This window comes from Methylobacterium radiodurans, assembly GCF_003173735.1.
GTDB lineage: Bacteria > Pseudomonadota > Alphaproteobacteria > Rhizobiales > Beijerinckiaceae > Methylobacterium > Methylobacterium radiodurans.
On record NZ_CP029551.1, the window covers coordinates 4,045,001 to 4,061,109 of the forward strand.

15 protein-coding genes and 1 rRNA gene (1 of these 16 cut by a window edge) are annotated in these 16,109 nt (G+C 68.7%); 4 read left to right on the forward strand and 12 right to left on the reverse strand.

Annotation, left to right across the window (positions count from 1 at the left end; all coding sequences use genetic code 11):
• From DK427_RS19010 to DK427_RS26765, 8 genes are all read right to left on the reverse strand, one after another.
• A 16S ribosomal RNA gene (locus DK427_RS19010) occupies positions 1 to 988 on the reverse strand (it extends 495 nt beyond the left edge of the window).
• A 756-nt stretch (positions 989 to 1,744) separates the two neighbouring features.
• Positions 1,745 to 2,314, reverse strand: coding sequence for a cyclase dehydrase (locus tag DK427_RS19015; RefSeq protein ID WP_109952624.1), 570 nt, complete (start codon positions 2,312 to 2,314; stop codon positions 1,745 to 1,747).
• A gap of 58 nt (positions 2,315 to 2,372) precedes the next feature.
• Positions 2,373 to 3,545 (reverse strand): zinc-dependent alcohol dehydrogenase, encoded by a 1,173-nt coding sequence (locus tag DK427_RS19020; RefSeq protein WP_109952625.1) that lies wholly within the window; start codon positions 3,543 to 3,545, stop codon positions 2,373 to 2,375.
• A gap of 184 nt (positions 3,546 to 3,729) precedes the next feature.
• Positions 3,730 to 4,239: a phospholipase A2 family protein gene (locus tag DK427_RS19025; protein ID WP_109952626.1), complete on the reverse strand. Its 510-nt coding sequence runs from the start codon at positions 4,237 to 4,239 to the stop codon at positions 3,730 to 3,732.
• 570 nt (positions 4,240 to 4,809) lie between these two features.
• Positions 4,810 to 5,358, reverse strand: a complete 549-nt coding sequence (locus DK427_RS19030; RefSeq protein ID WP_109952627.1) for a formaldehyde-activating enzyme — start codon at positions 5,356 to 5,358, stop codon at positions 4,810 to 4,812.
• Positions 5,359 to 5,392: 34 nt separating this feature from the next.
• Positions 5,393 to 6,406, reverse strand: coding sequence for a zinc-dependent alcohol dehydrogenase family protein (locus tag DK427_RS19035; protein WP_109952628.1), 1,014 nt, complete (start codon positions 6,404 to 6,406; stop codon positions 5,393 to 5,395).
• Positions 6,407 to 6,553: 147 nt separating this feature from the next.
• Complete coding sequence (locus DK427_RS19040; RefSeq protein WP_109952629.1) at positions 6,554 to 7,030, reverse strand: CYTH domain-containing protein; 477 nt, start codon at positions 7,028 to 7,030, stop codon at positions 6,554 to 6,556.
• Positions 7,031 to 7,182: 152 nt separating this feature from the next.
• A complete protein-coding gene (locus DK427_RS26765) occupies positions 7,183 to 7,323 on the reverse strand; it encodes a hypothetical protein (RefSeq protein ID WP_204165191.1) in 141 nt (46 codons plus the stop codon).
• 260 nt (positions 7,324 to 7,583) lie between these two features.
• On the opposite strand from DK427_RS26765, the gene DK427_RS19045 reads away from it, so the two are divergent.
• The 4 genes from DK427_RS19045 (at position 7,584) to DK427_RS19055 (ending at position 12,797) form a co-directional block, all read left to right on the forward strand.
• Positions 7,584 to 8,909 (forward strand): hemolysin family protein, encoded by a 1,326-nt coding sequence (locus tag DK427_RS19045; RefSeq protein ID WP_109954268.1) that lies wholly within the window; start codon positions 7,584 to 7,586, stop codon positions 8,907 to 8,909.
• Positions 8,910 to 8,996: 87 nt separating this feature from the next.
• Positions 8,997 to 10,259, forward strand: coding sequence for a cytochrome P450 (locus DK427_RS19050; RefSeq protein ID WP_109952630.1), 1,263 nt, complete (start codon positions 8,997 to 8,999; stop codon positions 10,257 to 10,259).
• A 283-nt stretch (positions 10,260 to 10,542) separates the two neighbouring features.
• Positions 10,543 to 11,469 carry a hypothetical protein gene (locus DK427_RS26455; RefSeq protein ID WP_162559834.1) on the forward strand — a complete coding sequence of 309 codons (927 nt, stop codon included), beginning with the start codon at positions 10,543 to 10,545 and terminating at the stop codon, positions 11,467 to 11,469.
• A gap of 623 nt (positions 11,470 to 12,092) precedes the next feature.
• Complete coding sequence (locus tag DK427_RS19055; protein WP_109952631.1) at positions 12,093 to 12,797, forward strand: L,D-transpeptidase; 705 nt, start codon at positions 12,093 to 12,095, stop codon at positions 12,795 to 12,797.
• A 48-nt stretch (positions 12,798 to 12,845) separates the two neighbouring features.
• Here the strand turns inward: DK427_RS19055 and DK427_RS19060 are convergent, their stop codons facing one another.
• The 4 genes from DK427_RS19060 to tcuC form a co-directional block, all read right to left on the reverse strand.
• Positions 12,846 to 13,319 (reverse strand): VOC family protein, encoded by a 474-nt coding sequence (locus DK427_RS19060; RefSeq protein ID WP_109952632.1) that lies wholly within the window; start codon positions 13,317 to 13,319, stop codon positions 12,846 to 12,848.
• A 14-nt stretch (positions 13,320 to 13,333) separates the two neighbouring features.
• Positions 13,334 to 13,804, reverse strand: a complete 471-nt coding sequence (locus tag DK427_RS19065; RefSeq protein WP_109952633.1) for an SRPBCC family protein — start codon at positions 13,802 to 13,804, stop codon at positions 13,334 to 13,336.
• 65 nt (positions 13,805 to 13,869) lie between these two features.
• Positions 13,870 to 14,280: a VOC family protein gene (locus DK427_RS19070; protein WP_109952634.1), complete on the reverse strand. Its 411-nt coding sequence runs from the start codon at positions 14,278 to 14,280 to the stop codon at positions 13,870 to 13,872.
• Positions 14,281 to 14,705: 425 nt separating this feature from the next.
• Complete coding sequence (gene tcuC, locus DK427_RS19080) at positions 14,706 to 16,016, reverse strand: MFS transporter (RefSeq protein WP_109952636.1); 1,311 nt, start codon at positions 16,014 to 16,016, stop codon at positions 14,706 to 14,708.
• Positions 16,017 to 16,109: the final 93 nt, after the last annotated feature.

The following is a 16,109-nucleotide window of genomic DNA, read 5'->3' on the forward strand; positions in this document are numbered from 1 at the left end:
TGTGTGCAGGTCCCCGAAGGGAACGATCCATCTCTGGAACAAGCCTGCCATGTCAAAGGATGGTAAGGTTCTGCGCGTTGCTTCGAATTAAACCACATGCTCCACCGCTTGTGCGGGCCCCCGTCAATTCCTTTGAGTTTTAATCTTGCGACCGTACTCCCCAGGCGGAATGCTTAATGCGTTAGCTGCGCTACTGCGGTGCATGCACCCCAACAGCTAGCATTCATCGTTTACAGCGTGGACTACCAGGGTATCTAATCCTGTTTGCTCCCCACGCTTTCGCGCCTCAGCGTCAGTAATGGTCCAGTTGGCCGCCTTCGCCACCGGTGTTCTTGCGAATATCTACGAATTTCACCTCTACACTCGCAGTTCCACCAACCTCTACCATACTCAAGCGTCCCAGTATCGAAGGCCATTCTGTGGTTGAGCCACAGGCTTTCACCCCCGACTTAAAACGCCGCCTACGCGCCCTTTACGCCCAGTGATTCCGAGCAACGCTAGCCCCCTTCGTATTACCGCGGCTGCTGGCACGAAGTTAGCCGGGGCTTATTCCTCCGGTACCGTCATTATCGTCCCGGAGAAAAGAGCTTTACAACCCTAAGGCCGTCATCACTCACGCGGCATGGCTGGATCAGGCTTGCGCCCATTGTCCAATATTCCCCACTGCTGCCTCCCGTAGGAGTCTGGGCCGTGTCTCAGTCCCAGTGTGGCTGATCATCCTCTCAGACCAGCTACTGATCGTCGCCTTGGTAGGCCGTTACCCCACCAACTAGCTAATCAGACGCGGGCCGATCCTCCGGCAGTAAACCTTTCTGCCTAAGCACGTATCCGGTATTAGCTCACGTTTCCCTGAGTTATCCCGAACCGGAGGGCACGTTCCCACGTGTTACTCACCCGTCTGCCACTCACCCCGAAGGATGCGTTCGACTTGCATGTGTTAAGCCTGCCGCCAGCGTTCGCTCTGAGCCAGGATCAAACTCTCAAGTTGAAGAGCTGATCATGACACCAATCACAAATCATCGACAGAAGCACATCAGATCACCGTTTCCAGCAATCCGGAGCTCCTAAAGAAGCTTTGGAACCAGCGTCTCATCTCACGTCCCAGAACCCCCACGCACCAGCCAAAGCCAGCGCCGCGAGAACCCCAAGACCGCAAGGACGACGCCGCCCACGCTTCTCTTTCTCAGATCAACTTGTCAAAGAGCGCCAGACGCACCCGAGGGCGACAGCTGGATCCGGGGCGAACCCCGGAGGAAACCTGGATCCGGCACCCAAGCGACCGGGCTGTCCACCCGAAACCCGCTTGCCTGCCTGGAGGAACCGTGCTACCGACCGGCCTCAGGGCAGGTCCGTCTCAGCGGTGGAGGGCGTTTAGAGCCCTCGTCTCCCCCTGTCAACCCCGCCTCTCGGAGCCACCGAAGCGGCCGGATCGTCGGGATCGACACCCTTCAGCCGACAAAACAGCGGACCACCCGGCTCGCGCCAGATCGTCTGCCTGAACTGTCGGAAGAAGCGTCGGCGCCCGGGTCGCTCTCGCGGCCGGCGCCGATGAGCGGTGTCTACGCATGCCCAGCCGCCCCGTCAACACCCGATACGACAAACTCGCGAAAAATCCGCGACGGGCACGTGACGGCCGCCGAGGGCCGACGTTGCGCAAGCTAGGCGGCTCCCGCCATCGGAGCGCCCTCCCCTCTCCTGTTCCCAGGCGCCCTACCCGGGAGTCGGCCTCCGCGAAGAACGGCCTTCAGGCCGCAGGTGCCGTCCATGCCCGCATCGCCTCCGGACCGACGATGTCGGGGGGCGGCTCGAAATCCGCGGCCGCCCCGCGCATCGCCTCGGCGGCCCGCGGGAAGCCGCTGCGGCGGCCGTATTCGGCACGCACCGCGTCCGACGGCATCCGGGGTGCGTCGATGAGGGCCTGGGCGCACAGCACATCGGCGACCGTCACCCCGGCGAGGGAGGCCAGCGCAACCATCGCGTTGCCCCGGTTCGGGTTGTCGCTCTCCAGCGCGGGCAGGACGCTGGCGATGTCGAGCCCGTCGCCGACGACCCGGGCGCAGATCCAGGGCGTCGGATCCTGCGCGCCGAGGATGCCGGCGCCCTGCGCGATCTCGCGCAGGCCGTAAGCCCGGATCAGCGGACCCGAGCGCGGCATGCCGAGCCAGCGGGCAATCGCGTCGCCAAAGGCGAGTTCGGTCACGCCGAGGCCGATCGAGAACCAGCCGAGCCCGCGGGCGAACTGCGCGGTGGCAGGGTCCGGCCTGCGCCGGGGATCGGAGGCGATGCGGCTGCGGCGCCGGGACGGGACGGACATGGCGGAACCTCTCGAAAGACCTCTCGGCAAACGAAGCGGACGGGATGCGGGAGCGGCCTCAGGGCCGCAGCACCACCTTGATGCAGTTGTCCTTCTTGTCCCGGAACGTGCGGTACATCTCCGGCCCCTGCTCCAGGCTCGCCCGATGGGTGATCACGAAGGACGGGTCGATCTGGCCCTCGTCGATCCGGCGCACGAGGTCGTCGGTCCAGCGGTTCACGTGCGTCTGGCCGGTGCGGATGGTCAGGCCCTTGTTCATCACGGCGCCCATCGGCACCTTGTCGATGAGCCCGCCATAGACGCCCGGGATCGACAGGATGCCGGCCGGGCGGCAGACGTAGATCATCTCGCGCAGCACGGTGGGCCGGTCGCTCTCCAGCATCACCGCCTGCTTCACCCGGTCGTAGGCGTGCTCCAGGGCGCGGGGCGCGTGCGCCTCCATGCCGACCGCGTCGATGCACTTCTCCGGACCCTTGCCGCCGGTGAGCTCGTTGAGGCGCTCGACCACGCTCTCGCGGCTGTTGTCGATCGTGATCGCGCCGCCCGCACGCGCCATGTCGAGGCGCTCGGGGACGCTGTCGATGCAGACCACCTGCCGGGCGCCGAGCAGCAGGGCGGAGCGCACGGCCATCTGGCCGACGGGCCCTGCGCCCCAGATCGCGACCGTGTCGGTCGGCTGGATGTCGGCCTGCACGGCGGCCTGCCAGCCGGTCGGGAAGATGTCGCCGAGGAACAGCACCTGCTCGTCGGTGAGCGCGTCCGGCACCTTGATGTGCGTCTTGTCGGCGAAGGGCACCCGGACGTACTCGGCCTGTCCCCCCGGATAGCCGCCGGTGATGTGGGTGTAGCCGAACAGGCCCGCCGTGGTGTGGCCGAAGGCCTTGGCGGCGATGTGCTTGTTGCGGTTCGAGCGCTCGCAGACCGAGAAGAAGCCGCGCTTGCACTGGTCGCACTCGCCGCAGATGATCGTGAACGGGATCACGACCCGCTCGCCCTTCTTCAGGACGCCGTTCACGCCGCGGCCGGTCTCGACGACCTCGCCCATGAACTCGTGGCCCATGACGTCGCCGCTCTGCATGCCGGGCATGAAGTGGTCGTAGAGGTGCAGGTCGGAGCCGCAGATCGCGCAGACCGTGACCTTGATGATCGCGTCGCGCTCGTCCTCGATTTGCGGATCCGGCACCGTCTCGCAGCGGATGTCCTGGGTTCCGTGCCAGACCAGAGCTCTCATGGATCGCCTCCCGGATCGCGCCGCCCACGCGGCGTTGTCGAGGTCTGAACCGGGGAAGGTACGGCTACGTTTCCGGCGCGGCGGCAGACGTTGGCTCGATCCGGTGCGGGCGCCCGACGCGCGTGCGGCGCGGCCCTGGGGCCGCGCCGCACGCGTCGAAGTCAGGCAGTTGGGGCGAGCCGCCTCACTCCGCCTCGTCCTCGTCCGGGTCGAGGGCTGCCGAAGGAGCCTCGACGGTGCGGGCGAGACTGCCCGTCGACGCGGGCGTCTCGGCCGGCACGGCGACCGGGGCCGGGGCCGTCGCGAGACCTCGCGGCGCGAGACCCGGCTCCGACGGCATGATGGCGGCTCCGGCCGCCACGAGGCCGGCGAGCGCCCGCAGGTCGTCGGGCTGGCGCGGGTCGCGGGAGATCAGGTCGGCGTCGCGCTGGAGGCGCAGGTTGCAGGCCCGCGACGGCAGGGCGCCGTCCGGCGTGCAGGCATCGTGCCGGGCGCAGGCCGCGTCGAGGGCGTCGATCGGCGGCCGAGGAGCGTTGTTGCCGGGCCCGCAATAGTTGCCGTGGATCAGCATGGTGGGCCGGTGGCGGTGGCTGGCGAGCGGTGCGTCGAGGGGGCCGCCCAGGGCGGCGGATTGTGCCAGGGCGGGCGAGGCCGCGCCGAGGCAGAGGGTGAGCAGGACGAGCGGTCGGATCATGGGCGGATGTCCTTCGTGTTTTCGGCAGGCGCCATCAGCGCGGCGCTCCCGGAACGCCTGGGTGCCCCCCCAGGCCCGGTGCGGGACGGGCCGGCCGCTCGGAGCGGGGGGCGGCCGTTTGTGCGTCGCACCGGATCGTGGCGGCCAACCCGGAGGCGGCCCCAGGAGTTCCACCGGCCCTGCCCTGTCCGGGCGGGCGGCGACCCGGACGATGCGTCCGGCGCAGGTCCGCGCGCCGCCTCGCAGGAATGGGTCTCGCCGGGCTTGGCGCGGTGCCGAAGGGGCCGCGCTCCGGATGGCCCGTCATGTCCGTGCGCAGGCTCGCCCGCCTGCCGGCGTGCCCCCCGCCTTCTTCGGACTCCACCGTGACGGCACGCTGCCGGCACGGTCAGGGCGCCAGCCGCCGCGTCACGGTGCCGGGCCCGCAGATCGCGGACGGGCACGACCTCATCGGGTCGGGCCGGGCCTCTGCGAGACGTTCCGGGACGGGCGGCTGCGTGAGGGTGGTGTTCCACCCGGGCTGCGGAAGCGAGCCGGGACACATCCTGCGCCCCGGCCCTGCGCGGGCGGTCAGATCTTCCCGTCGAGGCCCATCTGGTAATACTTGTGCACGATCTTGTCCTGGTTCTCCAGGAGCCAGTCGATCGAGGGCTCGTTGGTCATGGCCTTGCGGATCGCCTCGGTCATGCCCTTGCGCTGGATCTCGAACAGGGCCTTGTGGTCCACGCTCTCGGCCTGGATCACCCCCGGGCTCAGCCAGACCGAGCAGATGATGCCCAGATCGTTGGCCTTCTCCTTCGGGATGTAGCCCGCCCGCACCGCGTCGAGCACGCCGTTGGCGATGGCGTACTGCACCGTGCCCATCAGGATCGAGGTGTACTTGTTCTCGGTCACGCTGACCTTCGAGACGCAGAGCGTAACCGGGCGCACCATGATGTCGGTGTTCAAGAGCGCGAAGACGCGGCTGTGGCCGACGACCTGATCGCCGGTCAGCGTGGCCAGCGCCGTGCCGACCGGGCCGTCGAGTTCGCCGATGATCACCTCGGGCTCAGAGGCGGTGTTGGGCGGGCCGCCCGCCACCAGCGCCTCGCCGGCGCGCAGGATGATACGTTCGCTCATGATGGAGGACTCCTGACTGGGAACGGGGCGCGGCCTACCACGCCGCGCAGATCTTGCCGAAATGCGCCGCGCCTTCCTGGTAGCGGAAGGCCTCCGGCAGGTCGTCGAAGCCGAAGGTCCGGTCGATCACCGGGCGGATGCCCGCTAAATCAAGGGCGGCGACGTAGTCCTGCTGCTGGCGGCGGCTGCCGACGATCAGCCCCTGCAGGCGCGCCTGCTTGGCCATCAGCGCCGCGGTCGGGATCTCGCCGGACAGTCCGGTGAGCACCCCGATCAGCGAGATGTGCCCACCCACCCGCACCGCCTCGATCGACTGCGCCAGGGTGCCGGGGCCGCCGAGTTCGAGCACGTGGTCGACGCCGCGGCCGCCGGTCCAGTCGCGCGCCAGCGTCCCCCAGTCCGGGTGCGCCCGGTAGTTGATCGTGTGGTCGGCGCCGAGCGCCCGCGCGCGCTCGAGCTTGGCGTCGGACGACGAGGTGACGATCACGGCCGCGCCCATCAGCTTGGCGATCTGCAGGGCGGCGATCGCGACGCCGCCGGTTCCGAGCGCCAGCACCGTGTCGCCGGCCTTCAGCCCGCCATCCGCGACGAGGGCCCGCCACGCGGTGAGCCCGGCGGTGGTCAGCGTCGCGGCCTCCGCGTGGCTCCAGCCCCGCGGTGCGCGCGTGAAAGCTTGCGCGGAGCGGACCGCGTGGGTGAGTGCGAAGCCGTCGATGCCGTCGCCGGGCGTGCCGGCGAAATCCCCGACCGCACCGTGGGGCAGCCCATCCGGCCATTGCGGGAAGAAGCAGGAGACGACCGCGTCGCCCGGCGCGAACCCGGTGACGCCGGCGCCCACCGCCTCGACCACGCCCGCCCCGTCGGACATCAGGATCCGGCCGTCCTCGGCGGGCCAGTGGCCGGCGGCGACCAGCAGGTCGTGGTAGTTCAGCGAGGTCGCGTGCACCGCGACCCGGATCTCGCCGGGGCCCGGCGCGCCGGGATCGGGCCGCTCGGCGATCTCCAGCCGGTCGAGGCCGCCCGGGGCGCGCACGACAAAGGCCTTCATCACGTCCTCCGCATCTGCCGGTCCGGCCGCGAGGCGGGTCGGATCCCTTGGGAAGGCAGTTAGGTCGGCGCACCCGCAAGGCACACCCCGCCGGTGGCGCCGGCGCCTCTCCCGAGTGCGGATACGCCGGACGCTCCGGGGCTCGGCCTACGCCGCGGCGCGGCGCGGCACCCCGGCCCCGGCGGCGAGACGCGAGTTGCGGTAGCGTTCGTCGGCGGTGACCTCCTCGCCGATCCAGGGCGGCAGCGTCACGGCCTCGTCGGCCCGGGCGAGTTCCGCCTCGGCCAGGATCAGGCCGTCGAGGGCGCCCGCGAAGACGTCAACATCCCAGATGCGCCCCCCGTCCTCGATCCAGTAGCGCACCTTCTCGACCCGGCTGCCCGGATCGACCGCGGCCAGCAGTGCCGCGCCCACGGGAGCCGGCAGCCCGAACTCGATCTCCTCGCGGACCGCGCCACGCCGCGGCCCCTTCCAGGCGAGGAGATAGCGCGCGCCCATGCGGCGCACCCGCACGGTGTTCTCGGCATCGGTGTAGAGATAGCCCTGGACGATGACGGTGCCGAAGCGGCAGCGCTCCAGGACGGCACGCGTCGCGAGGAACTTGCGCTCGATCTCGATCGCCATGCAGGGCTCGTCGCTGTTGCGGGGCGGTTCGGGTACGCAAAACGCGACGCGCAGCAAGGCCAGGGGCGAGGCGTCGTCCGACTCGCTGCCCGGAGATCATCTGCGGATCTCACATCAAGATCAATCCGGGCACCCGGTTCCCGGACGCGCCCTCAGCCCCGCGGTTCGAGGCAGCGCAGCACCGCGGCGAGTTCCTGCGCCTGATGCAGGGTGAGGCCGGAGCTGACGGCGTCGCCGTCGCGGTAGAGCGTGTAAGTGCCGTCGCAGGCCGGCTTGATCTTGATGGAGGACAATCAGGGCTCCGGGTGGGCGCCGCGCCGGGCGGACGCGCGAAGCTTAGCCGTAAGGGCGGTGCAGGCAAGCCGGTGGCGGCTCGGCGGCGTGGATGACGGATCGCGCGGCCGGGGCCGATCCACCCTTTTATCCGGCTGGATCGGGGCGGGCTTCGGATAGCCCTGATCCCCGGGGGCAGGTATGGGAGATCCGGGCGGATCAGGCCGGCGCGGCCCGCATGGCTGGCCAGCGGCTGACCGGCCAAAGTGCGTCGGCCAAGATGCGGGAGACGACGATTTCGGACGATGCATGGGCGACCGCCCTCGGCCTGCTCTCGGTGCTCGCGCTGGTGCTGGCCAACGGCTTCTTCGTGGCCGCGGAGTTCGCCCTGGTGGCGGTGCGCCGCAGCCGGGTGACCGAGCTGGTGAACGAGGGGCGCCTCAACGCCAAGGCGCTGCTCGCCGCGACCGACCATCTCGACGCGCATCTGGCGGCGACCCAGCTCGGCATCACCATCTCGTCGCTGGCACTCGGCTGGGTCGGCGAGCCGGCGCTCGCCCATCTGGTCGAGCCGGCGCTCGCCTGGCTGCCGGGCGTCCTGCCGAGCGTGGGCGCCCACACGGTCGCGGTGGTGATCTCCTTCGTGATCATCACGGCACTGCACATCGTGCTGGGCGAGTTGGCCCCGAAGAGCCTCGCGCTCCAGCGCAGCGAGCGCACGGCGCTCGCGGTGATCCGGCCGCTCTCCCTGTTCCTGTTCGTGTTCCGCCCGGCCATCGTCTTTCTCAACGGGCTCGGCAACGGCGTGCTGCGCCTGTGCGGCCTCCAGCCCGGCCACGGCGAGGGCGGCCACCACTCGACCGCCGAGCTGAACCTCTTGGTCGAGGCGAGCCGCGAGGCCGGGCTGATCGAGGAGGCGCAGCAGGAGGCGGTCGAGCGCATCTTCGCCCTGGGCGACCGGCGCATCCGCGAGGTGATGACGCCCCGCCACGAGATCGAGTGGGTCGACGCGGAGGACGACCGCGACGTGGTGCTGCGGGCGCTGCGCGATTGCAGCCACGCCCAGGTGGTGGTGAGCCGCGGCACGGTGGACGAGGTCGTCGGCGTGGTGCGCAAGCAGGACCTGCTCGACCGCGTCCTCGACGGGCAGCCGCCCGACATCGACGCGGTGACGCGCCAGCCGATCGTGGTGCACGAGGCGATGGCGGTGCTGGCGGTGCTCGAGACCTTCCGGGCCAAGCCCGTCCAGATGGCGATCGTGGTGGACGAGTACGGCAGCCTGGAGGGCATCGTCACGGCGACCGACCTCTTGGAAGCGATCGCGGGCGACATCCCGGAGCCCGGCGAGGAGCCCGACGTGGTCGAGCGCGACGACGGCTCCTTCCTGATCGACGGCATGATGCCGGCCGAGGAAGCCTTCGAGCGCCTGGGCCTCGCCGAGAAGCCGGAGCGGGACGACTTCAACACGATCGCGGGCTTCGTGATCTTCCGGCTCGGGCGCATCCCGAGCGCGGGCGACAGCGTCGAGGCGCATGGCTGGCGCTTCGAGGTGGTCGACATGGACGGGCGGCGCGTCGACAAGCTGCTGGTCCAGCCGCTCGGCTGATGGTTCGGCCGCTCGGCTGAGCGCGCGTGCCTGAACCCGTCCGGCCGCCCTGGGTTGGCCCCGGGAAGCCTTGAGACCGGGGAGAGCATGTCCGCACCTCTCGCGACGGCGCGGCGCGCGTCCCTGCCGCGCACCGGCGCCCTCGACAGCAGCCTCGCCCTCCTGCGCGAGGGCTACGCCTTCATCCCGAACCGCTGCCGGGCGCTGGGCTCGGACCTGTTCGCCACCCGCCTGATGCTGAGCCCCGTCACCTGCATGACGGGCGCCGAGGCCGCCGCCCGCTTCTACGACGGCCACCGCTTCACCCGCCGCCACGCCCTGCCCGCGATGAGCTTCGCGCTGATCCAGGACCAGGGCAGCGTGATGGTGATGGACGGGGCGGCCCATCTCTGCCGCAAGGCGATGTTCCTCGGCCTCGTCGGGGCGGAGGCGCTGGAGCGCCTCGCCGCGATCACGCTGCGGCACTGGCGCGCCGCCGCGGACGGCTGGGCGCGGGCGGAGGCGGTCGTGCTCCTCGACGAGGCCCACCGCGTGCTCACCGCCGCGGTCTGCGAGTGGGTCGGGCTGCCCCTCGAACCCGCGGAGGTCGCGGCGCGCGCGGCCGAGTTCGCCGCGATGATCGACGGGACCGGCGCGATCGGCCCGCGCAACTGGCGCGGCCATCTCTACCGCGCCCGCACCGAGCGCTGGGCGCGCGCGATGATCCGGGAGATCCGTGCCGGCCGCCGGGCGGTGCCGGAGGGCGCCGCCCGGGCGATCGCCGAACATCGCGACCGCGACGGGGAGCCGCTCGGCGAAGCGGTCGCGGCGGTTGAGCTGATCAACGTGCTGCGCCCCACCGTCGCCAATGCCCGCTACGTCGTCTTCGCCGCCATGGCGCTGCATCAGGCCCCGGCGCTTCGCCCGACCCTGCAGGAGGCGGCGGCGCGCCGCCGCTTCGCCCTGGAGGTGCGGCGGTTCTATCCCTTCATCCCGTTCATCGGCGGGCGTGTGCAGGAGCCCTTCCGCCTGCAGGGTCACGATTTCCGGACCGGCGACTGGGTGCTGATGGACCTCTACGGCACCAACCGCGACCCGCGGCTCTGGCCCGAGCCGGAGCGGTTCGATCCGGAGCGCTTCCGCGACGCGCAGCCCGGCGCCTTCGCGCTGGTCTCGCACGGCGGCGGCTCGGCGGCGGAGGGCCACCGCTGCCCGGGCGAGGGCATCAGCCAGATCCTGCTGGAGGTGCTGTCCGGCGAACTCGCCTGCCTCGCCTACCGGGTGCCCGAGCAGAACCTGAGCCTCGATCTCGCCCACATCCCAGCCCGGCCGGAGAGCGGGTTCGTCATCCGCGACGTGGTGCCGGGCTAGAATCGGAATCGGATCAGCTTGACCATGCCGATCGCCGCTGAGGGTGGAAACCAGGCCTTGGCCTCCGATCAGGAAGCGGACGCTCCGCATCCGACCCGTGCTAGCCAGACAGTTCGATATCCACGATACCCGAAAGCGGCTGTTTCCACGACCGTCCGGCCAATCTTGGCTTCGGGTAGAAATCTGACATCGAAGGCATAGCTGGAGGTGGACTGTCCTGACGAGGCCAACCTCGATCTTACCTTGTGTTCCTAGATGTGATGCTCCGAAGGGAACCTGAGACGTGTCGAATCAAGGGCAAATAGACGCGGTAATTGACGGGCTTATCTCAGATCATGCCCGCCATCCTGACAGAAGCGTCGTTTCTATAAGTCGATTCGAAGCTAGCAGTGTTCTCACGCTGTTGCCAGGATATGACAGCATAACATTGCCCTTCGATGGGCACCACCAGATATTTCACTATTCTCGCATCCTCCTGTCGCTGAAGAATTTAAGCGAAGGGAAGGGTGGAATCTTAACAGAATACGATCTCTATGCGATAAAATCTATCACGCCGTTTTCTCGCGAAGGCGTAAAAAAGGATAACAACCTAAGCAAATGCCTATTGATGAAATTGGATGGCGATGATGTCAATATCTCAGAAGTGGACAGGCGTCAGCTAGTTTTCCATAAACTACTACTGTCCGAGGCAGGCTATGCGAATAGCAAAACGTCTTTCGGCGGCGCGGAGATCGCGTTTGATCTAACCTCCCTGACCGAGCGGGGCGCTGACTTGCTCAAGCAGGCCGAGTCTCAGCCTAATTCTCAGCAGTCTCTTCAATTCATAAACAGCAAGCTTGAGGTAACAATTATGCGTGACTCTTACGAAAACTCCGGCACGGCTATGCAGGTTGGAAAGAAAAACAATATTCAAGGGAATGCTGCTTTGTTTAGCAGCGAGAGAGCCATAAATATTGATCTCGGCGTCTTAGCTGGAGAACTCCAAGTTCAACTCGATGAGTTAAATGGAGCGGCGCGCGATACTGGGCAACGGAAGTCGTTGGTAGCGCTGAGTGAAGCTGTCGATTCGGCCAATGGGGGCGATAGACAAGGAACTTTTGAGAACTTGCGCAAGGCGGGCCCTTGGGTCTGGGAGGCCATCAAATTCTCGTCTAAAGAAGTTGCTAAAAACGCGATAAAAATCGTGATGGATGCGGCAACTGGATCGTGAACAATGCTCCGGAGAAATTTTGCGATCAAGATGTAGTGAAATGTTTCTTTACAAATACCAAGTCTGATCGTCTCAGTTTTACAGGGTAAGTGGCATAAATTTCTTTGATCGCTACACTTCGAAACATGAAAATATCTTAAAGCAAGGCGATGTATTTGGGCTCGCCGGAGCCGCCTGCAAGGAGGTCGGATAAAAGCCCACAAGGGCTCAAAAGCGGAAGCGACGAGGTCGGCTTTTAAGCCTTGCCGCTCAGAACCGAACTAGCCGGAAACCACCCAATCCGGTCGTTGGTCTCTGCCTCACGGAGCAGCCCGCAAGCGGACGTTCCCATGGCCTGCTAGGGGTCGGAAGCTGAACCCTCGCATGGTCAAGCCGATTGGGATCTGACCCGAGATTTGTGGCGGCGCAGCGCGCCACGGTCAGTGGCCGGCCTTGGCTCGACCATCAGCCCCGAAGCACGCCTGGACATGCGCCGAGCCAGTGCGAGGCCGCCGCGGCCGGCGAACCCCGCTCTTGCCTGGCGGGCCGAACCGCCGCACTCTCAGCTTGACCATTTGCGCGACGGGCCGACGCCGCGGTGTTTCCCGTCGGGCGGCAGGCCGGGACAGTCCAGGATCATGATGATGGGCGCTGGAAACACAGATGTCGGCGCGGGGGCCGAGGCCTCTCCGCTCGAGCGTCAGGCGCGCCGGCTCGACCGCCGATCGTTCCTGGCCGGCTCGGCCGCTGGCCTCGGCGCGCTGGCGCTGGGCGGTTGCGCGACGTCCGACGGCCTGCTCCTCGCCGAGGCGACCAAGATCTACGGGCCCCTGCCGGACGAGAAGTTCCCGATCCCGGCGGTCGACATCCGCAAGGTCGATCCGAAATACTATCGCCGGACGGTCAGCTACGCTTCGAAGGAGGCGCCGGGGACGATCGTCGTCGATCCCCGCAACTACTACGTCTACCGCATCGAGGGCGACGGATCGGCCACCCGCTACGGCGCCAATGTCGGCCGCGACGGGTTCCTGTGGAGCGGCGACGCCTATGTCGGGCGCAAGTCCGAATGGGCGACCTGGACGCCGCCCAAGGAGATGATCCGGCGTCAGCCCGAGGCCGCCAAGTACGCCCGCGGCATGCCGGGCGGCCTCGACAACCCGCTCGGCGCCCGCACGCTGCATCTCTACCAGAACGGCGCCTACACGCTCTACACGATCTACGCCAGCAGCGAGCCCGAATCGATCGGCAGCGGCATCACGAGCGGCTGCGTCGGCCTGCTCAGCCAGGACATGATCCACCTCTACGCGCGGACTCCCGTGAAGACGAAGGTCGTGGTCCTGCCGGCCTAGGGCCGCGCTCCCTTCGCGGTGGCCGGGCCCAGGCGGGGCGCGATCTCGCTAGCCAGCGGCGGCGCGCTCCAGCGCGGCGAGGTCGAGCCGCACCATCGTCTGCATCGCCGCGAAGACCCGGGCGGCCACCGCCGGATCCGGGTCGGCGAGGAGGCGGGGCAGCGCCTCGGGGAAGATCTGCCAGGGCACGCCCCAGCGGTCGTTGAGCCAGCCGCAGGCGATCTCGCGGCCGCCCCCGGCGGTCAGGGCCGCCCAGAGCCGGTCGATCTCGGCCTGGTCGGCGCAGGCGACCGAGATCGAGGCGGCGGTGCCGTAATCGGCGGGCCTGCCGCCGTTGAGTGCCTGGAAGCTCTGGCCGCCGAGCCGGAAGCGCACGAGGATCGGGTCCCCCGCCGCGCCCCCCGGCCAGGGGCCCGGCGCGGGCTGGACGTGCTCGATCGCCGAATCCGCGATCAGGCCGACGTAGAAGCGGGCGGCGGCCTCGGCCTCCCGGTCGAACCACAGGCAGGTCGCGACGGCCATCGGCATCTCCCGGCTCAGAGGGTGGCGGCCAGCGCCGCGAGCTGGTCGGCGCAGCGGCCCCAGCCCTCGTGGAACCCCATCGCCGCGTGGGCGGCCCGGTCGGCCTCGCTCCAGTGCCGGGCGGTCGCGGTGTAGCGCGTGCCGCCGGCCTCCGGCGCGAAGGTGACGATGCCGGTGAAGAACGGCTTCGGCGAGGGCTCCCAAGCCCGCAGGTAGGCGTCGGTGAAGACGATCCGAGTGTCCGGCACGAGTTCGAGATAGACGCCCGCGCTCGGATAGGCGGTGCCGTCCGGCCCCTCCATCACGATCCGGGTCGCGCCGCCGGGCCGCAGGTCGATCTCGGCCTCCGTGACCCGGAACGGCGCCGGGGCGAACCAGCGCCGCAGAAGGTCCGGCTCGGTCCAGGCCCGGTAGAGCAGGCGCGGCGGGGCCGGGATCAGGCGGCTGAGGACGAGGTCGCGCTCGGGCGTGGTCTCGGCATGCATCGACGCTCTCCGGGCGGTCGGCCGATGATCTCGGCATGTCTCCAACTCGTGTCTCGGCGCTCGTCTCACCTCTTGGGCTGGTTGAGGGCCCAGAGCACGCCGAAGGGGTCGCGGAACTGGGCATAGAGGTCGCCCCAGAACATCTCGCCCGGCTCCTTCACGGGGGTGGCGCCGGCCGCGATTGCCCGGTCCCACCACGCCGCGATGTCGTCGACGATCAGCGTCAGGGTGAAGGCCTGCGGCGGCTGGAGGGCGTGGCCGTATTCCGGGAAGGCGTCGGCAAGCATCAGCGAGGAGCCGTTGACGTAGAGGTGCACGTGCATGGTGCGGCCCTGGTCGTCGGGCGGCATCGCGGCGGCGATCTCGGCGCCGAGGGCGCGGGTGTAGAACTCGGCCGCCTTCAGCGCGCCGCCGAGCGACAGGTAGGCGACGAGGCCGCCCTTCGCGGGCACGGCGGCGGGGATCTCGGGTTTCATCGACCGGTCTCCGGGGGCGAATCGCCCGCAAGGTTGGCACGGGACGCCGCGGGTCCGGAAGTCGCGGATTCCCGCCGCGATGAGGTCGCCGCCTGCGGCCCCTGAACGAAGCCCGGGGCCCCGCGTTGACTCACCTGGGAATCCGGAGGAGTCGATGCTGGGCAGGCTGATCGCATCCGCTCGGAGCGCGGCGACGCGCACGCGTGTTCTGCGGGCACGGCTCGCGAGCGGGCCGCGGCGCGGACCGGCAGCTTCTGGCGCGCCCGCCCCGGAGGCCACACACGACTTTCCCCCGATGCGGCCCCTCGAGCCGCCCCCGGCCCAGAACGACGACGTGCTGCAGCCCGTGCACGCGGCGGTGGAGCGGGACCTGCGGGCGCGCGGCTACCTGCGCTGAGAGGGCTGGAGGCGCGGCGGGACCGCCCTCAGCCGGCCACGCCGAAGGCCGCCGCGCGGGCGCGCACGGCGGATCCGCGGTAGATCACCAGGGTGGCGACGAGGCCGCAGGCGCCGCCGAGGGCCATCCAGATGCCCGGAGCCGCCTTGTCCCCGGTCTGCTCGATCAGCCAGGTCGAGACCAGCGGGGTGAAGCCGCCGAAGAAGGCGGTGGCGAGCGAGTAGGCGAGCGAGAAGCCGGCGGTGCGGACCTGCGCCGGCACCACCTCGGTCAGTGCCACCACCATGGCGCCGTTGTAGCTGCCGTACAGGAAGGACAGCCAGAGCAGCACGACGAGCATGTTGCCGAACGAGACGTGGCCGACGAGCCAGGCGAGCGCCGGGTAGGCGGTGAGCAGGGTCAGGGCCGAGAAGGCGAGCAGCAGGGGCTTGCGGCCGATCCGGTCGGAGAGCGCGCCCATCACCGGCAGCCAGAACAGGTTCGACAGGGCCGTGCAGAAGGTGACCAGCAGGCTGTCGGTGTCGGAGAGCTTGAGCACCGCCTTGCCGAAGGTCGGGGTGTAGACGGTGATCGTGTAGAACGAGATCGTGGTCATCGCGACGAGCAGCATGCCGAGCACGACGATCTTCCAGTTCTGGGCGAGCGACGCGAAGATCTCAGCCGTGCTCGGCCGGACCTTGCGGTGGAGGAATTCCTGCGTCTCCTCCAGCGAGCGGCGGATGTAGAACAGGAACGGCACGATGGCGCAGCCGATGAAGAACGGGATGCGCCAGCCCCAGTCGCCCATCTGGCCCGGCGTCAGGCTGTGGTTGAGCGCGTAGCCGATGATCGCGGCGGCCATCACGGCGACCTGCTGGCTGCCCGACTGCCAGGAGACGTAGAAGCCCTTGTGCCCGGGCGTGGCCATCTCGGCGAGGTAGACCGAGACGCCGCCGAGCTCCACGCCCGCCGAGAAGCCCTGAAGCAGGCGCCCGATCAGCACGAGGGCCGGGGCGGCGAGCCCGATCGTCTCGTAGCCCGGCACGAAGGCGATCAGGATGGTGCCCGCCGCCATGATGGTCAGCGTGACGATGAGGCCCTGGCGCCGCCCGATCCGGTCGACATAGGCGCCCAGGAAGATCGCCCCCAGTGGCCGCATCAGGAAGCCCGCGCCGAAGGTGGCGAATGTCAGCATCAGGGAGGCGTACTCGTTTCCGCCGGGGAAGAACGCCTTCGAGATGTAGGAAGCGTAGAAGCCGAACAGGAAGAAGTCGAACATCTCCAGGAAGTTGCCGCTGGTGACACGCAGCACCGTGGCAACCTTCGACCGCCCGCGGTCGCTCTCCGAGAACGAGGCCATGCGTTTCCCCTGATGCTCCTGCGGAGCCGCTGATCCCCACTCGGTGCGGTTCGCACGTTCGAGCGTAGCGTTTATTCCGCGCGCCTATGCACA